Source organism: Hymenobacter siberiensis, assembly GCF_018967845.1.
Taxonomy (GTDB): domain Bacteria; phylum Bacteroidota; class Bacteroidia; order Cytophagales; family Hymenobacteraceae; genus Hymenobacter; species Hymenobacter siberiensis.
In genome coordinates this window covers 2,866,159-2,888,525 of the sequence record NZ_JAHLZZ010000001.1, presented here as the reverse complement: position 1 = coordinate 2,888,525, position 22,367 = coordinate 2,866,159, and the positions used below count along the sequence as shown (strand labels likewise).

21 protein-coding genes are annotated in these 22,367 nt (G+C 62.3%); 11 read left to right on the top strand and 10 right to left on the bottom strand.

Features of this window, described 5'->3' with window-relative positions:
* The first annotated feature begins 157 nt into the window (after positions 1-157).
* On the top strand, positions 158-1,363 hold the full coding sequence (corA, locus tag KQ661_RS12515; protein ID WP_216727186.1) for a magnesium/cobalt transporter CorA: 1,206 nt from the start codon (positions 158-160) through the stop codon (positions 1,361-1,363).
* Positions 1,364-1,436: 73 nt separating this feature from the next.
* Here corA and KQ661_RS12510 read toward each other — a convergent pair whose 3' ends face one another.
* Positions 1,437-2,486 carry an AAA family ATPase gene (locus KQ661_RS12510; protein ID WP_216727185.1) on the bottom strand — a complete coding sequence of 350 codons (1,050 nt, stop codon included), beginning with the start codon at positions 2,484-2,486 and terminating at the stop codon, positions 1,437-1,439.
* A gap of 134 nt (positions 2,487-2,620) precedes the next feature.
* Positions 2,621-5,383: a hypothetical protein gene (locus KQ661_RS12505; protein WP_216727184.1), complete on the bottom strand. Its 2,763-nt coding sequence runs from the start codon at positions 5,381-5,383 to the stop codon at positions 2,621-2,623.
* A gap of 135 nt (positions 5,384-5,518) precedes the next feature.
* Here KQ661_RS12505 and KQ661_RS12500 point away from each other — a divergent pair, with 135 nt between their 5' ends.
* The 3 genes from KQ661_RS12500 (at position 5,519) to KQ661_RS12490 (ending at position 8,252) form a co-directional block, all read left to right on the top strand.
* Positions 5,519-6,112: a hypothetical protein gene (locus KQ661_RS12500; protein WP_216727183.1), complete on the top strand. Its 594-nt coding sequence runs from the start codon at positions 5,519-5,521 to the stop codon at positions 6,110-6,112.
* 49 nt (positions 6,113-6,161) lie between these two features.
* Positions 6,162-6,692: a hypothetical protein gene (locus KQ661_RS12495; protein WP_216688660.1), complete on the top strand. Its 531-nt coding sequence runs from the start codon at positions 6,162-6,164 to the stop codon at positions 6,690-6,692.
* Between the two features lie 81 nt (positions 6,693-6,773).
* Positions 6,774-8,252, top strand: coding sequence for an APC family permease (locus KQ661_RS12490; protein ID WP_216688659.1), 1,479 nt, complete (start codon positions 6,774-6,776; stop codon positions 8,250-8,252).
* A 163-nt stretch (positions 8,253-8,415) separates the two neighbouring features.
* Here the strand turns inward: KQ661_RS12490 and KQ661_RS12485 are convergent, their stop codons facing one another.
* The 3 genes from KQ661_RS12485 to KQ661_RS12475 form a co-directional block, all read right to left on the bottom strand.
* A complete protein-coding gene (locus KQ661_RS12485) occupies positions 8,416-9,123 on the bottom strand; it encodes a carboxypeptidase-like regulatory domain-containing protein (RefSeq protein ID WP_216727182.1) in 708 nt (235 codons plus the stop codon).
* Between the two features lie 386 nt (positions 9,124-9,509).
* On the bottom strand, positions 9,510-9,935 hold the full coding sequence (locus KQ661_RS12480) for a hypothetical protein (RefSeq protein ID WP_235726971.1): 426 nt from the start codon (positions 9,933-9,935) through the stop codon (positions 9,510-9,512).
* A gap of 175 nt (positions 9,936-10,110) precedes the next feature.
* The gene (locus KQ661_RS12475) at positions 10,111-10,251 is read right to left on the bottom strand and encodes a hypothetical protein (protein ID WP_216688657.1); all 141 of its coding nucleotides are present in this window, start codon (positions 10,249-10,251) and stop codon (positions 10,111-10,113) included.
* 89 nt (positions 10,252-10,340) lie between these two features.
* On the opposite strand from KQ661_RS12475, the gene KQ661_RS12470 reads away from it, so the two are divergent.
* From KQ661_RS12470 to KQ661_RS12455, 4 genes are all read left to right on the top strand, one after another.
* Entirely contained in the window at positions 10,341-11,675 is a 1,335-nt protein-coding gene (locus KQ661_RS12470) for an NAD(P)/FAD-dependent oxidoreductase (protein ID WP_216727181.1), read from the top strand.
* Between the two features lie 264 nt (positions 11,676-11,939).
* Positions 11,940-12,164, top strand: a complete 225-nt coding sequence (locus KQ661_RS12465; protein ID WP_216726012.1) for a hypothetical protein — start codon at positions 11,940-11,942, stop codon at positions 12,162-12,164.
* Between the two features lie 132 nt (positions 12,165-12,296).
* Positions 12,297-13,658 carry a 4Fe-4S binding protein gene (locus KQ661_RS12460; RefSeq protein ID WP_216726011.1) on the top strand — a complete coding sequence of 454 codons (1,362 nt, stop codon included), beginning with the start codon at positions 12,297-12,299 and terminating at the stop codon, positions 13,656-13,658.
* A 266-nt stretch (positions 13,659-13,924) separates the two neighbouring features.
* Positions 13,925-14,515 (top strand): hypothetical protein, encoded by a 591-nt coding sequence (locus KQ661_RS12455; RefSeq protein ID WP_216688653.1) that lies wholly within the window; start codon positions 13,925-13,927, stop codon positions 14,513-14,515.
* A gap of 144 nt (positions 14,516-14,659) precedes the next feature.
* Here the strand turns inward: KQ661_RS12455 and KQ661_RS12450 are convergent, their stop codons facing one another.
* Together KQ661_RS12450 and KQ661_RS12445 are read right to left on the bottom strand one after the other, a co-directional pair.
* Positions 14,660-15,652, bottom strand: a complete 993-nt coding sequence (locus KQ661_RS12450; protein WP_216727180.1) for an alpha/beta fold hydrolase — start codon at positions 15,650-15,652, stop codon at positions 14,660-14,662.
* Positions 15,653-15,754: 102 nt separating this feature from the next.
* Positions 15,755-16,210, bottom strand: coding sequence for a peroxiredoxin (locus tag KQ661_RS12445; RefSeq protein ID WP_216727179.1), 456 nt, complete (start codon positions 16,208-16,210; stop codon positions 15,755-15,757).
* Between the two features lie 94 nt (positions 16,211-16,304).
* Between KQ661_RS12445 and KQ661_RS12440 the strand changes: the two genes are divergently transcribed.
* The 3 genes from KQ661_RS12440 to KQ661_RS12430 all read left to right on the top strand — a co-directional run bounded on the left by KQ661_RS12440 (position 16,305) and on the right by KQ661_RS12430 (position 20,034).
* On the top strand, positions 16,305-17,003 hold the full coding sequence (locus tag KQ661_RS12440) for a glycosyltransferase family 2 protein (protein ID WP_216727178.1): 699 nt from the start codon (positions 16,305-16,307) through the stop codon (positions 17,001-17,003).
* Positions 17,004-17,100: 97 nt separating this feature from the next.
* Positions 17,101-18,558 (top strand): cellulose synthase family protein, encoded by a 1,458-nt coding sequence (locus tag KQ661_RS12435; RefSeq protein ID WP_216727177.1) that lies wholly within the window; start codon positions 17,101-17,103, stop codon positions 18,556-18,558.
* A 120-nt stretch (positions 18,559-18,678) separates the two neighbouring features.
* Positions 18,679-20,034 carry a hypothetical protein gene (locus KQ661_RS12430; protein ID WP_216727176.1) on the top strand — a complete coding sequence of 452 codons (1,356 nt, stop codon included), beginning with the start codon at positions 18,679-18,681 and terminating at the stop codon, positions 20,032-20,034.
* 147 nt (positions 20,035-20,181) lie between these two features.
* Here the strand turns inward: KQ661_RS12430 and KQ661_RS12425 are convergent, their stop codons facing one another.
* The 3 genes from KQ661_RS12425 to KQ661_RS12415 all read right to left on the bottom strand — a co-directional run bounded on the left by KQ661_RS12425 (position 20,182) and on the right by KQ661_RS12415 (position 22,346).
* The gene (locus KQ661_RS12425; RefSeq protein WP_216688647.1) at positions 20,182-21,048 is read right to left on the bottom strand and encodes a hypothetical protein; all 867 of its coding nucleotides are present in this window, start codon (positions 21,046-21,048) and stop codon (positions 20,182-20,184) included.
* A 118-nt stretch (positions 21,049-21,166) separates the two neighbouring features.
* Entirely contained in the window at positions 21,167-21,817 is a 651-nt protein-coding gene (locus KQ661_RS12420) for a TIGR04282 family arsenosugar biosynthesis glycosyltransferase (RefSeq protein WP_216688646.1), read from the bottom strand.
* Positions 21,810-22,346 carry a rhodanese-like domain-containing protein gene (locus KQ661_RS12415; RefSeq protein ID WP_226915546.1) on the bottom strand — a complete coding sequence of 179 codons (537 nt, stop codon included), beginning with the start codon at positions 22,344-22,346 and terminating at the stop codon, positions 21,810-21,812. Before KQ661_RS12415 ends, KQ661_RS12420 begins: the two co-directional genes overlap by 8 nt.
* Between the last annotated feature and the right edge of the window lie 21 nt (positions 22,347-22,367).

The window sequence follows — 22,367 nt, the reverse complement described above, 5'->3', positions numbered from 1 at the left end:
TGTGGCTTTCCCGGCAAAGTACGGCACAGAATGAGTGTACCCGGCACTGCCCCACGCTTCGCCTACGCGCCTGCTGCCGGCCCAATGAAGACATCTTCATCGCATCGCCACGCGTAAGGGCCGAAATTGCGCCTTGCTTTCGCTTCTTCCCCGCTGCATGAATCCTCTCAGCTCTTCTCCCCAGGCCGCGCCCAACCGCTCGCCGGCGCTCACCGAGCCCGCCGGGGCAGCCCCGTACAGTATCGCCGACCGGGAGGCCACCCGGCTGGCCCGCGAGCAGCAGGTGGGCCAGCGCCCCGGCACGCTCAACATTCGTCCCGGGGCCCTCAAGCCACGCCTATTTCTGATGTCGTACAGCGACGGCAACTTCACCGAAGCCGAATACACCGACCGCTACGACGAGCTGCTCGACCAGCTGCGCCAACACTCCGAGCTCAAGCACTGGATTGACGTGCGCGGCTACGGCAATTTAGCCCTCATTGAGCGCATGATGCAGGATTTCGGCCTGCACCCGCTGCAGATGGAAGATGTACTGAACGATTACCAAAGGGCCAAAATCGACGTTTTCGACGATAACCGCCTGTTCATGGTGTCGCGCATGACCGACTTCACCCGCAGCCTGGAAATCGACGACGACCAGCTTTCCATCTTCACCGGCCCGAACTACGTGCTCACGTTTCAGGACGACTACGACGATTGCCTCGACTCGCTGCGCACCCGCATCCGGGCCAATTTCAGCAACCTGCGTCGCCAGCCGGTGCTCTACCTGGCCTACGCCCTCACCGACGTGGTGCTCGACCACTACTACCCTACCATGGCCGCCATCGGCGACTACATTGAGGACCTGGAGGAAGCCATTTTTGCCGACCAGCGCCCGCGCCGCCTACTCAACCGCATCCTGCGCATTAAGAAGGATGTGGTGCGCTTCCGCCGGCTGGTGTACCCGGAGCGCGATAAAATCGCGGAAATCCTGCGCCTGCCCGAGGAAATCATGCCCGAAACCCTCAAAATGTTCTACCGCGACGCCTACGACCACGCCATTCAGGCCCTGGACCTGGCCGAAAGCTACCGCGACAACATCTCTTCGCTCACCGACCTGTATATGTCGGACCAAGGCAACCGCATGAACGAGGTAATGAAGGTGCTCACCATCATCAGCACCATTTTCATTCCCCTCAGCTTCGTGGTAGGCCTTTATGGCATGAACTTCCAGCACGTAGACGAGCACGGCCATATACTGCCCCGCAACATGCCCGAGCTCTACAGCCCCTGGGGCTACCCCATGGTGCTGCTGGTGATGTTTAGCGTAGTGGCCATGCAGCTCTACTACTTCTACCGCAAGGGCTGGCTGACGAATCGGTAGGTTTTCATTTAACATTTATCAATTAACATTTAACAGCCGTTCAACGAGTCAGAAACGCTCAGTTGAACGGCTGTTAAATGTTAATTGATAAATGACTCCGCACCTGCGCCACCCTTTCCGCTACCGTCCCTTCCACCAGCGTGTAAGCGATGCCCAAGTAGTCCAGCTGCATCAGTATCATGCCGTGCTGGAAGCTGCGGAGTGCCTCGGGGCCGCGCCAGCCGTCCTGCTCGAAGGGCACGGTGGGGGTGCACACGAAGGTGTGGGCATAGCGCTGCCCGCACACGGCCGCCATGGCTTGCAGGGCCGGGTCGCAACGGTGGAAATAGTAGTAGGAATACAGTGCCGTGGTGGCCGCATTGGTATCGCAGAATAGCACGCCGTGGGCCTGGACGGCAGCTTCGTCCTCCAGCTCGGCGTGGCGGCGGGCAATGTAGAGCAGGTCCTCGTAATCAAGATTGCCGGTTTTCTCCTCGTGCAGGGTGCGACCGTATTCGGGCACCCACACGGTACCGCAGGCCTCGGCCAGCGCCGCGCACAATGTCGATTTGCCGCTGCTTTCGGCTCCCAGAAATACCACGCGCGGCACCTCAGTGGGCGGCACCACGCCCAGCTGCGCGGCTACTAATGGGTGCAGGTGACGGGCATATGCTACCGGATTGTTGCGTACCAGCGTGCCCGATACGGGCACCAGCTGGCGGGCATTATCCACGGCGACGTGGGCCACGCCCAAATACGCGGCGAAGCCCGGCCCGTAGTTCTCGCTGCTGAAAACCACATCCACTGCCAGGCCCTGCCGGGCCAGCCACTGGCGCACAAACTCGCGCTGGGTAGTATCGTCGGCGGCATCGGGCGGCACCCCGTCGGCCTCGGCGGTGAGAGCGAAGATGCGCAATGGCGTACTGCCGATACGCGGCCCATCAACCAGCTTATCGCCCCGATACAGCTCGCGCAGCCACTGGGCGCGCACGGGCGCGGGCATCGCTTCAGAATCTGGGCGGGCATATACCAGCACCAACAACTCGGCGACCTGGGCGGCAGCGATTTCAAGCAGTAGCTGGTGGCCCCGGTGGGGCGGCCAGAACTTGCCGACCACAAGGCCGGTGCGGGCGGAAGAAGTCATGCTTTTTTATTTACCAAAACGTCATGCTGAGCTTGTCGAAGCATCTCTACCGTAGCAGTAAATCAATTTTAGTATTGAGGTAGAGATGCTTCGGCAAGCTCAGCATGACGTTCTGCTTCATTTGCCCCCGCACCCTACTGCGCCAGTTTCAGCTCGGTGCGGCGCAGCTCACGGCCCACAATGCGGACCAGCTGGTACGCATCCGTGGTGGCGTCGTAGCTGAGGCCTATGCCGGTGCCGGTGCTGGGTAGCGGCGCATCGCCCAGCAGCCGGCCCTTACCATTGTAGAGGTACACCTGGCCCGGACCGGGCTCCGTAACGGCCACCAGCCGCCGGCCATTGCCAAAATCAAAGAGCTGCACCGGCATCTCGCCCGAGGTTACGAAGCGCTGGGTGAGCAGCGGGGCCGCCTGATTGGGCAGATACACATCGAGCTGGTTGCCATCTTCGCGGGTAACCACGAAGCTGCGGCCCCGGGCATCGGGCACCAAGTGAAAGCGCGCCGTGCGGCTCCAGGTAGCCACCCGGCGGCGGGTCAGGATGTCGCCGCTGAGCGTGAACGTAACCAACTCGCCGTGCTGGTTTACGGCGGTGAGGTGGGTGCGGCCCAGGGTGGTGCCGGCCTGCACCAGCAGGTTGCCGGCCAGCCGCGCCCCCAGGCTCAGCGGAAAGCCCGGGAACAGGTTGCCCTGACCATCGAAGGCGTACACGTAGCCGTTCTGGAGCGGGGCCACCACCACATCGCGCCCGCTCACGCTGAGCAGCGCGGGCTCGCCGGCCAGCGGGAAATCGAGGCGCTTGGGCTGCCAGCCGGGGAAGAGGTGGCCCCGGGCATCGAGCAGCCGCAGCTCGTGGCCGGCGGTGCGGGCCAGCAGGCGGGCGGGCGCATCGGGGCCGGCGGGGGCGGCCAGCAGCGCGGCGATGTGCACGGTATCGGGCAGGTTGAGGGGAAAGGGTAATACTTCGCGGCCATCGTTGGCCAGCAGGTGCAGGCGGTGGCCAGCCCCCAGCAGCAGCCCGCCCGGCACGCCACCGCCGCTGGGTAGCAGCGCCAGTCCCACGGCCGGCCCGGCCAGGGTATCGGACCACAGCACCGTATTATCAGCACTTACAAAGTGCAGTGTATTAGCCGAATCCTGCACTACCACGGCCGGAATGCGGGTACCCAGGGCGGGCAGCACCGTGGGCATTCCCACCAATTCATGCTGAAAGGCCAGCACCCGGCCATTGGCCGCCACGCCGCCGGCCTGCGCCCTGGCCGGGCCCAGGTCGGGGTGGCGCAGCAGCAGCTGGGTAAAGTACTGCGCATCGGGCGCGGCCTCGTTCTCGGCCGGCATCAGCTGGAAGGCGAACTGCGGGAAGCGCTTGAACAGGGCTTCGTTGCGCAGCAGGCCGGCCCGGCGGTCTTCGGTGAGGATGCCCAGCAGGGCGTTCCAACTATTGCGCGTGTCCACGAAAATGCTCAGGCGGGCACGGGGCAATGTTTCCTGCAGGAAAGATACCTGGGCCGGGGTCTGGGCCCAGGTGCGGCCGGCCATCACGTCGGCCAGGTAGCCGTTCAGGGTCAGCTCATCGGAGAGCACGAGGTAGCTGCCCACCAGCACGCCGGCGCTGGCCGCCACTTCTACCGCGCCGGGGCGGGACGGGGCCAGCAGCGGCCCCAGCACCTCCGCTTCGGTGAAGCCGACGGGGTGAATTTCGTAAGGCCCCACTTTGGTGAAGGCGGGCGAGCTGCTCTCGATGCGGCGCAGGCGGGCCAGCCACTGGGCCGTGCGCGCCGGCGCCGGGCAGCGCACCAGCGCCAGCCGCCCCGGCCGGCTGCCCGCCGCCACGGCGGCCAGGTAGCCAATGGCCATCTCACCCCCAAAAGTGGCCCGCAGACTGTCCAGCGCCGCATTGCGCCCCAGCGAGTCGACCAGCGGCGTGCCGGCCCGGGGCCAGGTGCGGGCTGGCTGGGCGGCCAGGTACAGCAGCAGTGCCGTGCGCGTGCTAATGAACTCGCTGAGCCGCAACGGCTGCGCCGGCTGGCCGCTCAGGCGCTGCTGGAGCGCCCCCCGGGCCGTTTCGGGGTTCGAAAACCCCTGAAGCTGCGCCCGGCTGCCATCCAGCTTCAGGCCCAGCAGGCCCTGCGACACCAGCCCGGCGAGCTGGTCGACCTGCCCGTGGGCATCGCGCCGAAATAGCACGTCGAGAAACTGCGGCAGGCGGCGGTAGTTAATCAGCAGCGAGCCATCCACGCCGCGCTGCTTCAGCAAATCGGTGGTGCCAAAGCTGGCCAGCACGGTGGGCGCATCGGGGTGGGCCAGGCGGCGCACCACCGCTTCTACCAGACCGGCGTTAGTGCTGATGAGCAGGTGGTTGCGGTAGTTGAAAACGGTGAGGCTCAGCTCGCTGCGCCGCTCGGTGAGTACGGTCAGCTCCTGGCCTTCGTAGTCGCGGGTGGCGAGGCGGTAGCGGGCGTCGCGGCCCAGGGTTTCGAGCAGGCCGCGCACCTGCCGGTACTCGCTCACGCGGCTCAGCGGCACCTGGTAGAGCACGTCGAACTCCCCCGGCCCCGTTACGTGCACCGAGGTGATGACCAGCTTGCGGCCCAGCAGGTTGAGCAGGCCATTGCGGCGGCGGGAGTTGCCGCCGGCCAGGCTGTCGGCCAGGGCCAGGTGGCCGGCCGCCTGCTGGAAGTAGCGCACGGCCGTGAGGTTGTCCCACAGCTCGGTTTCCTGCAGGTGGCGCACCAGCGTGGGGTGGTCGTGGGTGCTGAAGACCAGCACGGCATCGTCGGGCACCAGGGCGTAGGGGTCGACGGGCACGGCCGCCAGCGTGCGCCGGTAGTAGACGTACGTGGCCAGCGTGAGCAGCAACAGCAGCGTGGTAAGTAACGCCAGAAGCTTTCGGGACATGCAGGGGACAGCGGATGACGGGCGACGAAAGTACGGCGGGATGCGGTTTGGCCGATGGGCGGCCCCGCGCCGGCTTGTTTTTAGAACGCCCTGCACCGCGTATCTTTCTGGTGAATACCTCTCCCCTGCTTCATTATGCATAATTGGCCCAAGGCATTAACCGGCAACGCGGCCCGCCTCCTGGGCAGGTTGGGCCTGCTGGCGCTGCCGGCCTGCTTCCAGCTGCGCGAGCCCGAGCCCGCAGCAACGGCCAGCGAGTGGATTCAGCCCACCCAGATTGGTATTCTGCTGGCCAACTTCACCACGGCCGTGCAAAGCGTGAACGTGGGCAACTACGAGCGCACCTTCAGCGGGCCCGACTACCGCTTCGTGCCCGACCCCACCAGCGCCGGGTCCTCGCCCGCCCTGTTTGCCAACTGGAGCGTGCCCGAAGAAACCACTTACTTCAGTAGCCTGCGCCGTCGCACGGCTACCGGCACCGCCAACACGCTCACTCTCATCGGCCGCCGCGACCAGCTCTACACCACCGATTCAGCTGAGGTTTCGGCCCTGTACCAACTCAAAATCACGCAGCAGGATACGGCCTTCCGTGCCGGCCTTTTGCAGGGCAACATCCGCCTCATCCTGCGCCGCCGCAACAACGAGTGGCGCATCGTATCCTGGCGCGACCAGCGCACCACCCCCGGCCTGTGCTGGACGGATTTGAAAAAATACTTCAGCTCGCATTGAGGGGAATGACCGTTTCCATCTTCGTTCAACGAAGCGTATATTTCGCCTCATGAAATTACCGTCCCGCCCCACTGTGCTGCTCTCGGGCATTGTGCTCATGCTGACGGTGCCCGCGTGCAACCCTTTCGCCCCGGCCCTCGACGAGGTGCCCGCCGACCAGAACGAGCTGCTGGGCAACCCCGTGTACGTGCGCGGTTTCTTCGACCGGTTCCGGTCGGCCTACCAATTACGCGATTCCACCCTCTACGGCCAGCTGCTTTCGCCGAAGTTCAAGTTCACCTACCGCGACTTCGCCGCCAACCTCGACCGCTCCTGGACCCGCGACGTGGACGCCAACACCACCTACCGCCTCTTCCGGGCCGCCCGCTCTATCAACCTGCAGTGGACGCAGTACCTGCCCAGCTCCGACACGCTGGCCTCCGACACGCTGGCCAGCGTGGAACGCTCCTTCCTGCTCACCATTGAGCAGCGCGATAACGAGCGGTTTTCGGGCTCGGGCACGGCCCGGCTGGTGCTGACGCGCAAGAATCGGAACGACCCGTGGCGCATGCGCAGCTGGTACGACCGCAGCGAATTTTAACGCTTTTCCGGCTTTTAATTGCTAGGCCCGCCTTCCACGGCGGGCCTTTTCGTTTTCTTTGACAAAAATCCCTGCTTTTTTATGACCGAACCTCAACCTGACCAACCGCATTTCAAGCGGGCCATTAATCTTTTCGACGCCATTATGCTGGTCACCGGCAGCATGATAGGCTCCGGTATCTTCATTGTTTCGGCCGACATTGCGCGGCAAGTGGGCAGCGCTGGCTGGCTGCTGGTGGTGTGGCTGCTCACCGGTTTCATCACCATGGCCGGGGCCATCAGCTACGGCGAGCTGGCCAGCATGTTCCCCAAGGTGGGCGGGCAGTACGTGTACCTGCGCGAAGCCTTCGGCCGCCTCACCGCCTTCCTGTATGGCTGGACGCTGTTCTTGGTCATTCAGACCGGTGTGATTGCGGCCGTGGCCGTGGCATTTGCCAAGTTCACGGGTGTGCTCCGGCCCTGGTTCAGCGTGAAGAACCTGCTTTTTAAAGCTGGCAGCTTCGAGTTTAGCAGCGTGCAGCTGCTGGCTATCATCCTCATCATCGGCATCACGGCCCTCAATGCGCAGGGCGTGCGCACCGGCAAGATTATCCAGAACGTGCTGGGTAGCACCAAGCTGGTGGCGCTGGCCTTGCTCATCATCTTTGGGGTGGCGCTGGGCCTGAACCACGAGGCCATCGCCGCCAACTTCGCCGACCTCTGGACGGCCACCCGCTACCCGGCCCCCGGCGTGAGCGCCGCGCCGCTGCCCATCAGCGGCTATTCGCTGGTTATTGCCATCGGCATGGCCATGACGGGCTCGCTGTTTTCTTCCGATTCGTGGAACAACATCGGCTTCGCGGGCGAGGAAATCCAGAACCCAGAGCGCACGCTGGTGCGCAGCATGGCCATCGGCACGGCCATCGTCACGGCCCTCTACATCCTCATCAACATCGTGTACCTGCTGGTGCTGCCCCTGCACGGCGCGCCCGAGGCCGCCACCCTGGCCGGCCGCGGCATTCAGTACGCCACCGACGACCGCGTGGCCACCGCCGTGGCCGAATCGGTACTGGGCAAAGCCGGCGCCTATGTCATGGCCGTGCTCATCATGCTCAGCACGTTCGGGGCCAATAACGGCATCATTCTCAGCGGCTCCCGCGCCTACTTTGCCATGGCCAAGGACGGCCTGTTCTTCCCCGGCCTGGCCCAATTGAACGCGGCCGGCGTGCCCGGCCGCGCCCTGTGGGCGCAGTGCCTGTGGGCCTGCCTGCTCTGCCTCAGCGGCTCCTACGGCCAGCTGCTCAACTACGTGATGTTCGCCGTAATTCTGTTCTACGTCGTCACCATCATCGGCATTTTCGTGCTGCGCCGCACCCGGCCCGAGGCCCCGCGCCCCTACCGCGCCTGGGGCTACCCGCTGGTGCCGGGTCTCTATGTGCTGCTGGCCTCGACCTTCTGCATCATTCTGCTCATCGCCCCCGACACCGCCGAATTCTCACGCCGGGGCCTGGGCCTGGTGGCGCTGGGCCTGCCGGTATACTTCCTGTTTGGCCGCCGCTTCGGAGGCAAGGCCGGGGCTTAGCACCGGTTCTGTCATTCCGACGCGGGAGGAATCTGAGGAAGACACGTTATTTTTTCACCCCGATTCCTCCCGCGTCGGAATGACAAACCGCTATTTCGTTGGCACAAAAAAAGGCCTCCCGCACTGGGAGGCCTTTTTTCATACTGATAACTTGCCCGGAAGCTTAGCGGCGCTTGCGGCCGGTTTTGGCCCGGGGCGTGAGGGTCACGTTCACGGGCTTACTGCCGCTGTTGCGCAGCACTTCGTCGTCGTAGCCGCCGTAGCCATAGATGAGCGTGTTGTCGCCGCTGGGCACTTCCATGGTATAGTTGCCGTTGGCGTCGGTGCTGCTGCCTTTGCTGCTGCCTTTCAGCAGCACGGTGGCACCCACCAGCGGCCGGCCGTTCTCATCCTCAATCTTGCCCGAGATGGTGACGGTAGTGGGCGCGGCCGGCTCAGGAGCAGCCACGGGCGCGGGGGCCGGGGCATCTTCCACGGGCGCGGCCGCAGCGGTTACTACGGGCGCAGCAGCGGCCATGGCAGCCGGGGCGGCAGTGGTCGTTTTGGTGGTCGTTTTGGTGGTCGTTTTAGCGGTATTTTCTTCTTCGGCAACTACCGGGGTGGCTTTGAGACCGGCGGCAATGCTGTCGGCCGCAGTGGGGGCCGTGGCGGTCACGGCCGCATCATCGAGCATAAAGGTGGGCGTGACCGAAGCCATGCCGCTGCCGCCGCCTTTGGGCAGGGCCACATAGCCCAGCACCAGCGCCAGAATTACGCCTACCAGAATATAGGTGAGCTTGTTATTACCCCCCGACATAACATCCTCATCCTGAGCATCAAAATTTGGATTATAGGGCTCATCATCAACCTTGGGTAGATTTTCTGAATTCATCGTAAAAAAGTAAACTGTGGATTAAAACTTGCGCAGATTTTTTTATTGGTCAAAGACACCCTGGAGTTGTTTAGGAAGTCACAAAAGGTACTCAAACGGTCATGCTTCGCTGCGCTCTGCATGACCGTTTGAGTACCTTTCTAAACAGCTTCCCTTCCAAATTAGGCTGCGCAAGTTAAGCTTTGTGCGGCGTTAACTACCCCGGCTTCCCTTTTTTTGGGGCAGTAAATTAACGCCGTGGCCTGGATGCGACTGTCAATGGCCCATGCCCGCCTAGTGCATTAGTGGCTAAGGCATAAGCAAGCCGGGCCGGAGCCGCCCGACCGTAGTCGTAGCGGGCTACGGCCCGGCTGTTCATTTTTTGCATGTACGCGTCTGATAACGCCTTACTCGCCGGAAGCTTCGCCGTCGCTGACGGACTTAGCGGGGCCGCTGGGGGCTTTTTCGCCAAATTTCTGCTCCTTTGTGCGCAACTTATCGAGTGCGTAACTGCCTTCGGCCTCAAAGCCGGGGCCCTGGGCCTGCTCGCCGGCGGTGGTGTGGTTATTGCCGCCCTGCGGGGTGGTTTCGGAGCCGCCAATGTGGAGGTTTTCCAGCTGGTCCTTCTGGTTGTTGCGCTGGGTGTAGCCGTTGGGGCCCACGTTGCGGGCGGCAGTTGGGTCATTACTGGCTTTGCCGTTGCTCTCTTCCTGCTGGTATTCTTTTTGTTTTTCCAGCTCTTCGTTTTTCGGAAACTTCTTGTTTTCAGCAATATCGGCGTGTTCGCCTTCGTTGGGGTCGGTGCCGTCGCCGGAGATATTATCGGGAATCATAAGCTGGGAAGACAGAGGATGAAGTGTCTCTGGCTTACGCAGTCCCCGGCAATGCGTTACGCCGGGCGGGGCTTATTTGCTGGCCACGGTCTCGGCGTCGGTGCGCTTCTGGTCGTTCAGCATCCAGTTGTAGGGGTAGTATTCGGCGGTATACAAGGTGGGAATACGACCATTTTTAACGGAACTGATTCACATACATCACCCCCGTTTTGCCGTTGGTGCTGAAGCCACTATCATACCGCTGGAATATTTCGGGCAGCTGCACGATTTTCTCCGCATCGGCCTCCTTCACGTAAGTGAGGCAGGTTGCTTCCACGCTGCTTCTGCCCGAGCCGAAGACACCGGGCCGCCGCCCGGCCTACCTTGTCGCTACATTTGACACCTGACTTTTTTACCTCCCCGCCCATGCACCTCGTCATTCTCGGCAACGGCATTACCGGCGTGACGTGCGCCCTCACCGTGCGCCGGCTCCAGCCCGAGGCCCGCATCACGCTGGTATCGAGCGAAAGCGCCCACCACTACTCCCGCACCGCGCTCATGTACGTGTACATGGGCCACCTGCGCGCGCAGGACATCAAGCCCTACGAGGACTGGTTTTGGGAGGAAAACCGGCTCGCCCTGGTGCACGCCACCGCCACCGCCCTCCATACGGCCGAAAAGCAGCTCCTCCTCGACGACGGCACCACCCTCGCCTACGACCAGCTGCTGCTGGCCACCGGCTCCGAAAGTAAGCTGTTTGACTGGCCCGGGCAGGAGCTGGCCGGCGTGCAGGGCCTCTATAACCTCCCCGATTTGGAAGCCATGACCCGCGACACCCACGGCATCAGCCGGGGCGTGGTGGTGGGCGGCGGCCTCATTGGCGTAGAGCTGGCCGAAATGCTGCACACCCGGGGCATCGAGCCCGTGGTGCTGGTGCGCGACGCCCGCTACTGGGGCGCGGTGCTGCCGCCCGAAGAGGCCCACCTGGTGGACCGCCAGTTCCAGGAAAACCACATCTCGGTGCGCTACCAGACCGAGCTACGCGAGATTCTGGGCGATGCCCAGGGCCGCGTGCGCGCCGTAGTCACCACGGCCGGCGAGGAAATCCCCTGCCAGTGGGTGGGCCTGGCCACCGGCGTCACACCCAACCTCGCGCTGGCCAGCACCTCGAACGTGGAAACCGACCGGGGCATTCTGGTCGATGAATTCCTGCGCACCAACGTGCCCAACGTATTCGCGGCCGGCGACTGCGCCCAGCACCGCCAGCCCGGCGCGGGCGAGGTGCCCATCGAGCAGCTCTGGTACACCGGTCGGATGCAGGGCGAAACCGTGGCCCACACCATTGCCGGGCAGGCCACGTCCTACCGGCGTGGCATCTGGTTCAACTCGGCCAAGTTCTTCAACCTCGAATACCAGACCTACGGCCAGGCTCCGGCCGGCCCCACGCCCGGCCTCGCCAGCTTTTACTGGGAGCACCCCGGCAGCCGGGCGGCAGTGCGCGTATACTTCAGGAGCGAGGCCCCGCACGCCGTGGTGGGCTTCAACGCGCTGGGCCTGCGCCTGCGCCACGCCGTATGCGAGCAGTGGATTGCCGGGCGCACGCCCGTGGCCACGGTCATGAGCCAGTTTGGGGCGGCCAACTTCGACCCCGAGTTTTTTCCGCAGCACGAAAAAGCCATTGTGGCCGACTTCAACCGGCAGTTTCCCGGGCAGCCCGTGGCCCTAAAGCAGCGCAAAGGACTTTTTTCAATTAAAAATTAAAAATGAAGAGTTAAAAATTCTGTTTCCGGCGGTTCGTCGCCCTAGCGCTGATGAAGCTGCTGTAGGAATTCCAACAATAACAGAACGTCATTCCGAGCGCAGCCGAGGAATCTCGCTCGGGGTTATTTGGGTGTCGTTCAACGATTCACGCGAGATTCCTCGGCTGCGCTCGGAATGACGTTCTTTCTGTTTTCGGGTACTTCCTAAACAACTTCGATGCATCCATTTTTAATTCTTCATTTTTAATTTTCAATTTCTCCCTCCGTGGATTTCTCCAAGCTATACCGTCCCTCGGCCCTCAACAGCTTCCAGTTCATCGCCCTCACGGGCCTGCTGATGAGCGCCGGCGCGCACTTGATTCTGCACTTCTTCGTGGGCTACCGACCGGCCGGCTTCAACTGGCTCTACGTATGCTGGGCTGGCTTTTACCTCGTAGGTACGCTCATCAACATCTTCGGTAAGCCCGACGAGCCGCACCACCATCATTAAAAGTTGGCCGTCATGCTGAGCGCAGTCGAAGCATCTCTACCGCGATAGTAACTCAGTTTAGTATTGCGGTAGAGATGCTTCGACTGCGCTCAGCATGACGACCTGATATCATTACGTTCTACTTTTTCCATAATGACGCCTACTCTCTCCCCGCCCCTGCCCGCGACTTCGCCCGCCGAAAAGCTCACGCTGGCCGTAGTGGCCGGCGGCCTGCTGGCCCTGCTCCTGGCCTGGGCCGATGCCGACCCCGCGCGCCGCACTACCTGGTTCTGGCTGGCCCTGGGCCTGGTGAGCGCCGGCACCCTGGCCTGGAGCTGGCTGAAATACGGCCAGCACCCGGCGGGCGTACAGCAGGACAACCTTTGGCTACGAGCCAGCACCGGGCGCGGCGCCATTGCCTGGATTACCGGGCTGGTACTCACCGGCTTCTACGTGGTGCTATACTGGTACAGCGGCGATGATGGCAAGGGCAATTTTGGCCTGCTCAACAACCTGGTGCATCCGCTCGACAGCTTCAGCCAGGCGCTGCGGGGCAAGCCAGCCGACCAATGGTTTCTCTATGGCACGTTCTACACGCTGGCGATACTGCTGATGGGCGGCCGGGCGCTGTGGAAATACCGCCACTCGCGCTACCAGGTTATCCGCACCGCTTCGGTGATGTTTTTCCAGTTGGGCTTTGCGTTTCTGATTCCGGGGCTGCTCCAGTTTTTTCAGCAGCCGGAGTTTTATTTCACCTACTTCTGGCCGCTGCACTACCAGTACCTGTGGCCCAGTGATGTGCATAACCTCACCCAGAATGGGCAGGCGCTGGGCGTGTTCATGGTATTCTGGGGCGCGGTGATGTCGTTCGTGGCCACGCCGGTGCTCACCTATTTCTACGGCAAGCGCTGGTACTGCTCGTGGGTGTGCGGCTGCGGCGGCCTGGCCGAAACTGCCGGCGACCCCTACCGCCACCTCGCCGATACCAGCCGCACCGCCTGGCGCTGGGAGGTCCGCATTATCTACACCGTGCTGGGGCTGATAATTGCCATTACGGCGCTGCTGTGGGTGCACTTCGCCACCGGCGGCACGCTGCTGGGCGAGGCCGGCAACGTGGGGGCCAAGTGGTACGGCTTTGCCATTGGGGCCGTTTTTTCGGGGGTCATTGGGGTGGGCTTCTACCCCTTGATGGGCTCGCGGGTGTGGTGCCGCTTCGGCTGCCCCATGGCCGCCTACCTGGGCCTGCTGCAAAAGCATTTCTCGCGCTTCCGCATCAGCACCAACGGCGCGCAGTGCATCTCGTGCGGCAACTGCTCCAACGTGTGCGAAATGGGCATCGACGTGCAGCAATACGCCCAGCGCGGCGAGCCCATCATCCGGGCCTCGTGCGTGGGCTGCGGCATGTGCAGCACCGCCTGCCCCCGCGGCGTGCTCAACCTGGAAAATGGCCCGCGCGAAGGCCGGTATCAGGCGTCGCAATTGATTCACGCAGATTCATTGCGGATTTTGAGCTAGCTGATTCAGAATAGAACAGCGTTGTATGGGTTTGGGGTGCGGCGTTTACGAAACTCATGGCTTAGCGAGATTTCCTGAACTTTGAAAGGTGAACGAGTTTCTTAAACTCACCGTGCGTTGTAGAGGCTTGCTGCAAGCTTTTTTTCAGTTAACTGGTAAATCTTCACTCTTTGGACACGCTTCCTTCCACAAGCAGTGGCCCCTTGGCGTGGGTCCAACCCAAGCTTTCACGCCCGGGCAAGCGATTGTCTGCCTCCGCCCCTAACATGGAAACCCGCCGAATCCGGTATTGGCTGCTGCTACTGCTGTGTGGGGCCGGTGCGTGCTCTCCCCCGCAAGCGCGCCTGTTGCTTCCCCCTGACAGCGGCGCAGTGACGCTGGCGGTGGACAGCGTCCAACTGCCGGAATTGGCGTCCTTTCCTGTTCGGCTCACGCTCACCAATTATACCCGCCATCCCGTGGTGCTGGTCTTTGCTTCTCCCACCCCGCAAGGCCAAGCCGACAACTTCTATTTGGTAGCCGGCTCCGACACTTTTTACTTGGGCGTGAAGAGTCCAGACCACCGCTTGGTCTTTCCGGGAAAGACGGCAACCTCTTTTGTGTGTGACGGGTACTTCCTGCGCGGCAAAGGCCATTTTGATTCCTTCGGGCGCATTGACTCCGCGTTCAAAGAGGGAAAGGTGGTCTACGAACTCGCGGGTCTGGAATCTCGCGACAGTGGCTTTCCGCACACATCCCCGCCGGTTGACACGGTACTACTGCCCACAAAAGTGGAGGCACTAGCGCACGCGTGGGTGGGCCATGAGTTCTTGCCTGGCTCGTATAGATGGCGAGAACAACGGCTTGTTCAGCACTAGCGGCTCCGCCGCAATTGCCCGTGTAAGCGCTCAAAGTGGAATAGTCAATGACTACGGACCGCCATCTGCATCCACAAAAACGGTAGTTCGAGTATAATCGAAAGTTTATTTACATACCATAAAAACAGTTCTCAACACTTAACCCTATCCCAAAAACCCAAGCAGCGACTTGTAAAACTGCGCCGGAGCTTCCAGATGCGGAATGTGCCCCACGTTCGGAATCTCCACCAGTTTCGCGCCCTTGATTTGGGCGGCGGCGTTACGGCCCAGCGCGGGGTACTGGCCCATTTGGGCCAGGATTTTGGGGTCTTTTATCAGGCCTTTACCTACCACAGTACGGTCATCCTGGCCGATGATGAGTAGCGTAGGCACCGTTATTCGGCTGAATTCGTAGCTCACCGGCTGCTGGTGAATTATGTCGAAAGTGAGGGCGTTGGCACGGGCTACTTTGGGAAAGTCGGGGCTGTGGGTTTGGGCGGCCAGGGGCAGCAGCCACTGGTCGTGGGCCGCCGGGTAGCCGTTGGGATAATAGGTCGCGTGGTATTTGCGGATGCTGGCTTCGGTGCTTTTCAGTTCGGTGGCTTCGGCCTGGTCCACGGTCTGGAAGGGCACGCCCACGCGGTAATCCTCAAGGCCGATGGGGTTTTCGAGGACCAGCTTTTCGGTGGCTTCGGGGTAAAGGAGGGCGAAACGGGTAGCCAGCATCCCGCCCATACTGTGCCCCACAATGACAGCTTTTTTCACGCCCAGCGTGTCGAGCAACTGCCTGGTATTGCGGGCCCGCTGATGAAACGAGTAATGAATGTCGGCCTTATCCGATTTGCCGAAACCAATTTGGTCGGGTACTACTACGCGGAAACCAACGGCGGACAGCGTTTTTATCGTCTCGTGCCAGTAGGCTCCGAAAAAGTTTTTGCCGTGGAGCAGCACCACCGTGCGGCCATTGGGCCGGGCAGTGGACGGCTCGTCCATGTAGGCCATGCGCAGAGCCTGGCCTTCCAGCTTCAGGGGCAGGTAGCGCACCGAGAAGGGGTATTCGTAGCCGTCGAGCGTGGCGTTGAGCGGTGCAGTCTGGGCCGGAGCAATGGTGGCGGCCAGCAGCAGGGACAGCCAGAGAAACAGTAGGAAACTGGGCATGTTGCTCTTTACGCAAAACCCATTATTCCGCTGGTGTTTCTCGCACAGAGTTACACAGAGGCTGGCTCTGTGCAACTCTGTGCGAAATACTCTTTGCTGAGGTTACGCAGGCAGCCCTTTCAGCACTTTCTTGGCATTGCTCACATGGTCTGTCGCGCCACTCAATGAGTTGAAAATGTACTGAATAACGCCATTCTTATCAATCACAAACGTAACGCGGCCGGGCAGCAGGCCCAGCAGGGCGCGGGGCACTTCGTAGAGCTTGCGCACTTTCCCGTCGGTATCGGCCAGCAGCTCGAAGGGCAGGCGGTGTTTCTGGGTGAATTTCTGATGCGACTTCTCGCTATCGGAGCTGATGCCGATGACCTCGGCCCCGAGGTCTTTGAAATCCTCGTACTGGTCGCGGAACGAGCAGGCCTCGGCCGTGCAGCCGGGGGTGTCGTCCTTCGGATAGAAGTACAGCACCAGATGCCGGCCACGTTGGTCGGCCAGGCGAAAAGTTTCGCCGGAGGTGGTGGTGAGCGTGAAATCGGGAGCGGGCTGGCCTACCTGGAGCATATTACTGGGGGTTGAAAAACAGCCGCAAGGTAGCGGCACGGTGCGGCTTTACGGCGGCGGCGGCATCTTTGTGGCCCGTTATACCATTTGCTTCATGCCCCAGCCCCGCGTCAGCGTTATCATTCCCGCCCACAACGAGGCCGGGGCCATTGGCCTGGTGCTGACCGAAATCCCGGCTGGTTTGGCGCAGGAGGTGATTGTGGTCGATAACAACTCGACCGACAACACCGGCGAAATGGCCCGGGCCGGCGGGGCCACCGTGTTGCGCGAGCCGCGCCCCGGCTACGGCTACGCCTGCCTGGCCGGCATGGCCCACGCCTTTGGCCGGCCCCAATCCGAACAGCCCGACATCGTCGTATTTCTCGATGGCGACCATTCCGACTTCCCCGAACAAATGCCCGAACTACTGGCCCCGCTCCTGCGCGGGGAGGCCGACCTGGTCATCGGCTCGCGGGCCCTGGGCGTGCGCGAAAAAGGCTCCCTCCTGCCCCAGCAGCGCTTTGGCAACTGGCTGGCTGCCCGCCTGCTCAACCTGCGCTACGGCGGCACCGTCACCGATTTGGGACCGTTTCGGGCGGTTACGGCCCCGGCCCTGCTGCGCATCGGCATGGAAGACAAAACTTACGGCTGGACCGTAGAAATGCAGGTGAAGGCCGCCCGCCTGGGCCTGCGCACCGTGGAAGTGCCCGTGCGCTACCGCAAGCGCATCGGCACGAGCAAGGTATCGGGCACGGTGCGCGGCACCCTTGGGGCGGGCTACAAGATTCTGTGGACGATTTTTAAGTACTGGTAATTTTTCCCGGTCGGTAAGTTTCCGGCCCGGCCCGCGTCTACCCGGTCGGTGGAGCTGTCTTTTTGGTTGTGTTGCAAATCTTTATTCTTTGTTTCTGATGGCGGTACTGCCCCTTTTGCTGGTGGTGCTGTACACCCTGTGCCTGCTGTTCATCCTGGGGTTTAGCGCGGGGCAGTGGCAGCTCACGCGGCTGGCCCTGCGGGCTTACGCCAAGGGACTAGCTCCGGCCCCGCCCGCCCCGTCCCACTGGCCCCGCGTGCTGGTGCAGCTGCCGCTCTACAACGAGCAGAATGTGGTGGAGCGCGTCATCGACGCCGCCGCCGCCCTCGACTACCCCGCCGACCGCCTGCACATCCAGGTGCTCGACGACTCCACCGATGCCACCGTGGCCCTGGCCGCCGCCCGCGTGGCCCACTACGCCGCTCAGGGCCTGCGCATCAGCCACGTGTGCCGGCCCAACCGGGAAGGCTACAAAGCCGGCGCGCTGCGCTATGGCCTCGAAGAAAATGAGGATGAATTCGTAGCCATTTTTGATGCTGATTTCGTACCCGACCCGGATTTTCTGCGGCGCACCATCCCCTACTTTTTGCAGGATAAAAAAGTGGGCGTGGTGCAAACCCGTTGGGGTCATCTGAACGAGGACGAGTCGCTGCTGACGCGCCTGCAGGCCTTTGGGCTGAACGCGCATTTTCTCATCGAGCAGGTGGGACGCACGGCGGCGGGCTTTTTCATCAATTTCAACGGCACGGGCGGCGTGTGGCGGCGCGCCTGCATTGACGATGCCGGCGGCTGGCACACCGACACCCTCACCGAAGACCTCGACCTGAGCTACCGCGCCCAGCTGCGCGGCTGGCGCTTCATCTACCGCCCCGAAATAGTGGCCCCCGCCGAGCTGCCCGCCGTGATGGACGCCCTCAAATCGCAGCAGTTCCGCTGGACCAAGGGCGCGGCCGAAACTGCCCACAAGCACCTCGGCAACATGTGGCGCTCCCAGCAGCCGCTGCCGGTGAAGCTCCAGGCCACTTTCCACTTACTGAACAGCAGCGTCTACATCGTCATCATGCTCATGGCGCTGCTGAGCGTGCCATTGGTGTTTGTGCGGGCGCAACACCAGGAGTTTAAGGGCGTATTTCGATTGGCTTCGGTATTTCTGATTGGGTTTACGCCGCTCATTTATTACTACTACACTGCCTGGCGGCTGGCCCACCCCACCAAGCCACTGTGGCGCTACCCAGTGTTTTTCCTGCTGTTTTTATCGGTTTCGATGGGCCTGTCGCTGCACAATGCCCGGGCCGTGGTGCTGGGCTGGTGGGGCAAGCGCACCCCATTTGTGCGTACACCCAAGGCCGGCACCGGCAGCCTCGCCCGCAAGCGGCGCTACCGCACCGGCGGCGTGGGCGGCCTCGTAATTCTGGAAGGCGTATTGGCGGTGTACTTCGCGTTTGGCCTCGCGGCCGGCCTTTACCTCAACGACTTCGGCCTGCTGCCGTTTCACTCGCTGCTCACCATTGGCTTCGCGGCGATTTGCTACTATTCCATCCGCGACGACAAATAAGTAGTCAGTCATAAGTAATCGGTAGTCAGACAGAAATCAATTGAGTGATTTTTTAGATAGATGAAACCTGATTACTGATTACTAACTACTGACTACCTACTTAACAGAACGCTGAAACCCTTGTCTCTCAAGCTGCCTTCCGGTTCTCAGGTTGCGGCGCTGCTGCTGGCCGGCGCGGCGTACACGGGCCTGGCCTTTGCCACGCCACGGGCTGATTTTGGCCAGCTGGCGGGCTTGTTTGCGGTGGCACTGGGGGCGTATGCGTGGCTGCTGCACAGCCGGTTACCGCTGCGCTGGGGGCTGGGCACGGCGCTGGTGTTCCGGCTGCTGTGGCTGCCGGCCACGCCGGCTTTTTCCGACGATATTTTCCGCTTTCGCTGGGATGGCCTGCTGGTAGCGCACGGCGTGAACCCGTTCCGGTTTCGGCCCGATGAAATAATTGCCGACGGTGCCCGCACCGCCCTGCCCGATGCCAGCGTGCGCAACACGGTATTGCCCGAGCTTCAGCAGCTGTACCGGCAGCTCAACTCGCCGCACTACTACTCGGTATATCCGCCGGTGTGCCAGGCGATATTCGGGGGTGCGGCCCGCCTGTTTCCGGCTTCCGAGCGCGGGTTTGTCACCTGCCTGCGCCTGGTAATGCTAGCCGCCGAAGCCGGCACGGCCTGGCTCCTGCTGGCGTTGCTGGCCGCCATGGGCTGGCCCCGGGTTCGGGCGCTGCGCTACCTGCTGCACCCGCTGCCCATCATGGAGCTCACTGGCAATCTGCACTTTGAGGCGCTGGCTCTGTGCTTTCTACTCCTGGCCATCTGGCTGCTGAGCCGGCAGCAATGGGCCAAGTCGGCCGGAGCGCTGGCCCTGGGCGTGGCCGCCAAGCTAATACCGCTGCTGGTGCTGCCCTTGCTCATCAGGCGACTGGGCTGGCGGCGGTTTCTGGCATACGCGGGTATGGTGGCGGGCACGCTGCTGGTGTTGTTCAGCCCGTTCCTGTCGGTGGCGCTGGTCGTCAACATCAGCCGCAGCCTGAACCTATATTTCCGCAGCTTCGAATTCAATGCCAGCATCTACTACGTGGTACGGGCCATTGGCTACCAACTCACTACGTACAACAAAATTGCCCAAATCGGCCCGGCGCTGGCGCTCACCGGCGGCCTGCTTGGGCTGGCGCTGGCGTGGCGCGAGCGCCGCCTCACCGTGGCCTCGCTGGCCCAAACGCTGCTGCTGATGCTCACTGCGTATTATGCCCTGGCCACTACCGTGCATCCGTGGTATCTCGCGCTGCTCATCGGGCTGGGGGCGCTGTCGCGCTTCCGCTTTCCGTTGGTGTGGGGCGGGCTGGCGGTGCTTTCCTACGCCGCCTACCGCAGCAGCGCCTACACCGAAAACCTGTGGCTGGTAGCGCTGGAATACGTAGTTACGCTCGGGGTGCTGGTGTGGGAGCTGACGCTGGGCTTACGCAATCGGATAGCAGAATGATAACAGAAAAGCGAGGCAGACCAAACGCAGCACCCTTTTTTACAGTGCTTTATCACCAAGTTACTGCCCCTTTGAAGCTTGTAAACGGCGCATCTAAGTTTCTATAAACCTGCCGCCGCTATGCGGCTATCACTCCACAACTGAGGGTTACTTAGGCCAATAGGCATAGCGGCGCACTGATTTCAGGCGCAGGGTGCGGCCATCCCAGGTAGCTTGGCGGAGCAGTATATTGGGATATTTTTTGGCGAACCAGTACACGCTTTCCTTGCCGGGAGCCAGCACCAGGGCCACGCGCCAGGCGGGCTCGGCCGCATCGGCGGCGGGGGCTTCGGCGGTGGTGAGGCGGGCCTGATAGTAGACCGGCGGCGTAGCCTTGTTGGTTTGCTGCAAATCCAGCACCGTCAGGTTGAAGCTGGGCTTTTGGTCAAATCTCAGGGCGCGGAGCGTGTACGGCAGGGCATCTTCGAGAATGATATCGCGGCGCAGGTCGCGGTTGTTATCGCCCTGGCCATCCCAGTAAGAGTGAAACCACATCTCGAAATTCACCCCATCGTCGATGATGGACTTGAAGGTATTACCGCACCATTCCTGCGACGACGACGACATTTTGAACAGCGACACCGGCTGGTCGCGCCGGAAGAATAGCGACGTGAGGTAGTGGTACGGGTATTGGTCGGTCTGAATGCTACAAAACTGGTTGATTTTCATCACCGGAAACAGGTCATCCCGCTTGTAGTCGTCCGTTTTCACGTTGAACTGCTGGTTGAACGCCTCCTTCACCGTAATCTGGGTGTACTCAAACAGCCGCTTCTTCTTATAAATCACCCGTTCGGCATCGTAGGTTGCTACTTCGGCCAAGCCGTCCTCCCACAGCTTGCGCATGGCCCATTGCTGGTCGAAAGCAGGCATCACGGCTTGCAAGGCCTGAGCCGAAACCGGCGTTCGCGCTTTCGCCGGCTTGTCTTCGGCCGGCGTGCAGCCGCTCAGGAGCAAGCCGGCAAGCAGCAAGGGCATCAAACGGCGTAGCAGCGGGCAGCTCATCATATCGGGCAGGCTTTGGAGAGGTGAATAAAGGAGCCGTAAGATACTAACGGGCCTGCGACACTGGCAAAGCAAGCCGGTCAAAACAGGCCTAGCTTCCGCTCGCAGCGCGCCAGACGGCCAGGTCGTCGGCGTTGTCCACGTCGCGCAAGGCAGGCAAAAAGGCTGCCCGCAAGCCCAGCCGGGTGGCATCGGCCAGCGTATCGGTCAAAACCGAATCGGTGCTCCAGGTTTTGTTCAGAAACAGCTCGGGCTGGGGCTGGCGCAGGCCGAGCAGGTAGTAGCCGCCATCGGTGGCAGGTCCCAACACCAGGTCGTTGGTTTCGAGCAGCGCAAAAGCCTCGTTCAGGTGCGTGGCGCGCAGGCCCGGGCAATCGGTTCCGATGATGGCCACGCGAGCTGCCCCAGCGGCAAAGGCCGCTGCAAACGCGGTGGTCATGCGCGCGCCGAGGTCGCCCTCGGGCTGGCATTTGGCGTGGTGGGCTGCCCACTCGCGGGTTTCGGCCGTGGTGGGCTCCGGCCCGGCAGTATCGGCCAGCCACACAGTGGCCGGCACGCCGGCGGTCACCACGGCGGTGTTGGTTATGGCCAGCAGCTCGTGGTAGACGGCCAGCGCGGCGGGCGCTCCCACCCCGGCCGCAAGCCGGCTTTTTACCCGGCCCAGGGCCGGAACACGGGCGAATACCAGCAAATGGGAGTCGCTATCTGATTGCGCAGCGTGGGCCGCAAGGTCTTCACTCATAAACTTTTCGGCCCCGCTTCAGCCAGGGGCTCCAGAATGTGGAATAAGGATGCACATTGTTGGTGGGGCCGGCGGAGTCTACCACGGGGTGACCTTCGTTCACCCACTCAAACAGCCCGCCGTAGAGGTTGCGCACGTTGCGAAACCCCAGGGCGTGCAGGCGCTCGCCCAGCCGCTCGCTCCGCACGCCCACCGAGCAGTACACCACCACGGGCTGGCTGCGGTCGATGCCGGCAAGCTGCACGGTGGCAACGGAGTCGAAGGGCACGAAGCGGGCCCCGCGCAGGTGGCTCACCTGGTATTCAATGGGTGTGCGCACGTCAAGCAGCAGCGGCGGAGTGGGCTTGGCCAGCTCCGTTGCCAGGGCAGCGGCGGGCACCGTGGGCACGGTGTTGTGATACAGCGTGCGTAGTAGCTGCTTGTAGAGCATGCCGGGACCGGCCGTTTCGTCACCGGCTCCGCTCCCGCAGGCCCCCAGCGCAAGTAATCCGGCACTCAGGCTAATGCGAACGAGACGGGGCCAGCTCATGGGGAGAAGATTTAAAGTTCG